Origin of the sequence: Protofrankia sp. CiT1 (assembly GCF_917627335.1) — a bacterium.
Classification (GTDB): Bacteria; Actinomycetota; Actinomycetes; order Frankiales; family Frankiaceae; genus Protofrankia.
Window position 1 is genome coordinate 1 of record NZ_CAKJTP010000229.1, and the last position, 4,430, is coordinate 4,430.

The 4,430-nt window shown below is 69.1% G+C and carries 4 protein-coding genes, 1 pseudogene and 1 CRISPR repeat array; of the genes and pseudogenes, 4 read left to right on the forward strand and 1 reads right to left on the reverse strand.

The window, feature by feature from the left end; all coding sequences use genetic code 11:
• On the reverse strand, nt 1-551 hold a 551-nt coding region (locus tag MJ785_RS20495), incomplete at its 3' end, for a Scr1 family TA system antitoxin-like transcriptional regulator (protein WP_239382402.1).
• 329 nt (nt 552-880) lie between these two features.
• Here MJ785_RS20495 and MJ785_RS20500 point away from each other — a divergent pair.
• The 4 genes and pseudogenes from MJ785_RS20500 to MJ785_RS20510 all read left to right on the forward strand — a co-directional run bounded on the left by MJ785_RS20500 (nt 881) and on the right by MJ785_RS20510 (nt 2,497).
• Nucleotides 881-1,174, forward strand: coding sequence for a hypothetical protein (locus MJ785_RS20500; protein WP_239374667.1), 294 nt, complete (start codon nt 881-883; stop codon nt 1,172-1,174).
• A gap of 51 nt (nt 1,175-1,225) precedes the next feature.
• Nucleotides 1,226-1,597 (forward strand): annotated as a pseudogene (locus MJ785_RS22430) (ATP-binding protein); the annotation flags it as partial.
• Nucleotides 1,598-1,865: 268 nt separating this feature from the next.
• Nucleotides 1,866-2,177 carry a hypothetical protein gene (locus tag MJ785_RS20505; protein WP_239344689.1) on the forward strand — a complete coding sequence of 104 codons (312 nt, stop codon included), beginning with the start codon at nt 1,866-1,868 and terminating at the stop codon, nt 2,175-2,177.
• Nucleotides 2,174-2,497: a hypothetical protein gene (locus MJ785_RS20510; RefSeq protein WP_239344687.1), complete on the forward strand. Its 324-nt coding sequence runs from the start codon at nt 2,174-2,176 to the stop codon at nt 2,495-2,497. Before MJ785_RS20505 ends, MJ785_RS20510 begins: the two co-directional genes overlap by 4 nt.
• A 204-nt stretch (nt 2,498-2,701) precedes the next feature.
• Nucleotides 2,702-4,429: a CRISPR direct-repeat array (repeat unit 19 nt; unit sequence GGAAGATCCCCGCGCGTGC).
• Nucleotide 4,430: the final 1 nt, after the last annotated feature.

The following is a 4,430-nucleotide window of genomic DNA, read 5'->3' on the forward strand; positions in this document are numbered from 1 at the left end:
GGACGATGCAGAATTGACTCACTGAGAACGACGTTGAGGAGCGGCGGGTCGGTCACTCGGGTCAGCAGCGACTGCCGAGCCATGCGGACGTGAACTCGCCGGTCTATTTCGTCGTCTTCGACTCCCGGTTCTTCCGCTCGAATGAGGGTCCGTGCGTATTCCTCTGTTTGGAGGAGGCCGGGAACGAGTTCAGATTGGTAGCACCAGAGGCGAGAGGCCGCTTCTTCGAGCCCGATGTAGAGGTCAAGCCAAGCCGGAATGACGTCACCATAGCTGTGCCACCAGCCGCGGGCCTTTGTCTCCTTCGCGAGACCCATCAGCGCCTCGGTCAGATCTGTGGGCGCCCCGTAGATCCGGCACATGATCTCTACGTCGAAACTTCGAAGTGAGGTCAGGCCCGACTCGATGCGCCAGATCTTGGCCTCGGACCACTCCAAGCGCCGTGCCGCTGCCCGTACGGTCATCGTCGCCTGGTTCCGAAGATCACGTAGGTACCGGCCGAGCTGACGGCGCGGCACGGTCGAGCCCGTCGTCGTGGTGCCTTCTGACATCGCCCCTCCTTCGGTTTGAGGGTAATCCATCACCCGAAATGAAAGACTCCGGTCGCCTGTTTCGCAACAAAATCAACATGTCTCATCTTGCATAGTGAGTCTTGCATGGTGAACCCTCGCGGTGTTTGACTTCTCCGTAACAGCAGGCGTGCCGAGGGTGGCCGCCCAACTCCTCTGACGTAGCAATCGGCGTACATCACGTCTCTCTGCGTGGCTATGGCGCCATTTTCGGCGACGTCTGCCGCGCGCTGCTGTTCGTGACACGGGCACAGCACGGGGACGGAGGCACGACACGAGGCTTTCCGTTGCCCATCGAGTGGAGAGGGACCATGGACGAACGCTGGTTCGTAGTGTGGGACGCGGACGGACGCCCTCTTGGCGCGTTCCTGGACTTCGACAGCGCCCACGAGTGGGCGCATGTGCGGATGAGGCAGGTGCGGACCCGCCTTCCGCTGACGCTCGACGACCGTGTAGCGAAGGTCAGCCGCCGTCTGTCCCAGGCCCGCTGTGAGCTGGTGGCATGGTCCGAGTTCGCAGTCCTGCCCGGGTGCGACCTGCCCGCGCTCGGCAGGTCCACGAACGACACGTCCCAGCGCCAGCCCGGACAGCACACATGCGCGTGAACGCCGCAATCATTGACCTTCGCGCGCTGACGGGATCCGGCGGGGTTCGACATGACCGCTGACCCATCACCGGCGATCCGGGTAGCCGTGGCGCACTTCCCGTCGATCGTTGCCGCTGTTCCCGATGCCCGCGCGAGCACGGTCCGCACACTCACGGCCTGGTCGGTCGACGCGGACACCGTCGACCTGGCCGAACTCGTCGCGTGCGAGTTGGCCTCCAACGCCGTGAAGACCAGCCGCCCGGACGATGGCGTGGCGCTGCGACTGACCGTCTGCGACGCGGTGTTGACGGTGGAGATGTGGGACGCCAGCACGGTTCCACCAGTCCTCACCGTGGCGCATCCGGACCAGGAAAGCGGGCGCGGGCTCATGCTGGTGGACGCGGTGAGCCTGCGATGGGCCTGGTACCCGGGTCGGACCGCTGGAAAGGTGGTGTGGGCACAACTCCCGGCCGCGACAACGCCGGCAGTCCCCACCGACAGCACCGCGGCGTTGCCGACCCGCGCGCCTGCACCCGTACCAGCCCCCGCCGCCCCGGTCGCCTTCCACCACGACCCGGCCACCCTGCAACGGGTCATCGACCGTCTCCGCGGACTCGACGACTGGCACCGCCCGTCCCCCGGATACGGCGTGACCGACCGGCACCACACCACCACCCGTCACCGCGACGTCCGGCCGGGGCCGTGCGCCGATGACGATCGTCCGCTCTGCCGTGCCCGAGCACCTGCGCCCTGTGGTGCTGCTGGCCAGGATGCGCGACCTGGCACCGGCCGACCAGATGGCGCAGGTGCTCGGCCGGTTCGTCCCCCCGATCGATCCGGCCTCCCGCCGCTGGGCCGCGCTCTGCGACGCCCTGGAGCACTACGACCGCACCGACCGGGCCGGAACCGGCGATCTCACGACCGCCCGTCACCAGGTCGACGCGGCAGCCTCGGCCGTTCTCGGTCTCGCCGGTCCCTGCCCACACAGCGCACCCCCGGCCAGCACGAAGGAGCACCCATGACGCTCGCCAGCCTCCACCACCCCGCAACCAGGGATACCGGACAGACCGACCCCCGTCCGCCCACCACCGCGCCGGAACCGGCAGAACCGGTCGCGGCGTTCGTCGCCCGGCAGGCGCCACGCCTGTTCGCACTCGTCGACGACAGCGCGGATTACCGGATCCTCGTGTGGGGGCTCGCCCATCACGACCATGTCAACCTCGTGAGCCCCGACGGCAACCTGTGCGGCACCTTCGCAAGCGTCGACCGTGCCCACGCAACGTACGCGCTTGTAGCCACCTCCATCGAGATCGTCTGGTGCGCCCCCGGCCGCCACGAGTGACAGCTGGGAGTACACATGGTCACGCCCGCCGACCCCAGCCGCCGGATACCCCTCCAGGCCAGGCCACGTGTTCACCTCGGGACGGTCATGGTCCGGCCGCTGGGCACCGACGCCCGGCAGGCTCTCGCATGGTCGCTACGTCCCGTTCGAGTGGAATTATCCGAAGTCCCGTCGGCCCGCCCACCGGAGCCGTACCGCTTCGCGGGAAGATCCCCGCGTGTGCGGGGACGACGACTCGAACGGCTCGATAAACGTCTCGTAATCGGGAAGATCCCCGCGCGTGCGGGGACGACGTGGCCGGCGGGTGGGTGTGACGCCGTGATGGGGGAAGATCCCCGCGCGTGCGGGGACGACAGGTCGTGCATGTCGCGGCGCGCGAACTGGATCGGAAGATCCCCGCGCGTACGGGGACGACTGGCTCCTGCTCCGCCCGTGGCGCCTGCTGCGGGGAAGATCCCCGCGCGTGCGGGGACGACGCCTCATACCTCCAAGAGCAGCTCTTCGGGGCAGGAAGATCCCCGCGCGTGCGGGGACGACGTGACAGCGGCGGCCAAGGTGTCCAGCGCGGCGGGAAGATCCCCGCGCGTGCGGGGACGACGGTGGATGGGGCGTCGGTGACGGGCGGGACGGGGGAAGATCCCCGCGCGTGCGGGGACGACCTCGAGGACACGTGGCGGCGCGCGGTGGCGCGGGGAAGATCCCCGCGCGTGCGGGGACGACGCCCAGCGGGTCGGCCAGGCGGAACACCACGCAAGGAAGATCCCCGCGCGTGCGGGGACGACATGTCGGACGACATCAGCAATGGCTATGTCGGGGGAAGATCCCCGCGCGTGCGGGGACGACCGCCAGCGGACAAGCCTACATTGTTACAACCGGGGAAGATCCCCGCGCGTGCGGGGACGACACGGGGAGACGGACTGGCCAGACCCGTTGGAGAGGAAGATCCCCGCGCGTGCGGGGACGACAGGGACTGGAATCCCGGTTTGATACCGACGTCCGGAAGATCCCCGCGCGTGCGGGGACGACCCGGTGCGGCTCTCCTGCCCCCGCGCGTCCGGGGGAAGATCCCCGCGCGTCCGGGGACGACTCGGCCGCGAGGGTGACCGGGTCGACGTAGGTCGGAAGATCCCCGCGCGTGCGGAGACGACGCGGCGGTGGCCAGCCACTGCAGGAACGTGGACGGAAGATCCCCGCGCGTGCGGGGACGACTCGACGAGCGGACGTCCGAGGTTTGGAACAGCCGGAAGATCCCCGCGCGTGCGGGGACGACGTCATCGCACCAGCGGCCACCGTGTAATCCGTCGGAAGATCCCCGCGCGTGCGGGGACGACAGATCGACGCGGCTGTCCTCGAGCTGGGACAGCGGAAGATCCCCGCGCGTGCGGGGACGACACCGCGCCGCTATGACGCAGGTGGTCTCCGGGCGGAAGATCCCCGCGCGTGCGGGGACGACGCGAGGATCGGTGCGCCAACCACTGCGACGTCTGGAAGATCCCCGCGCGTGCGGGGACGACTCGGCAATCCCCGCTCGTTCCGGCTGGTAGCTGGGAAGATCCCCGCGCGTGCGGGGACGACGTGCAGCGTCACCGCATCGGACACGCGCTTGGCGGAAGATCCCCGCGCGTGCGGGGACGACTCAACGACAATGCTGTCTCCTATCTACGATGAGGGAAGATCCCCGCGCGTGCGGGGACGACACGCCCACGCCGATCCCCACGCTCGCGCTCGCGGGAAGATCCCCGCGCGTGCGGGGACGACTAGGTGCCGCCGATCTGGACGTACTGCCCGGGCGGAAGATCCCCACGCGTGCGGGGACGGCTGACCGTCACGCCAGTCATGGCCGGTGGGGTGGGGAAGATCCCCGCGCGTGCGGGGACGACGCCGGACGTCTGCTCGTCCGCGCGGACATACCGGGAAGATCCCCGCGCGTGCG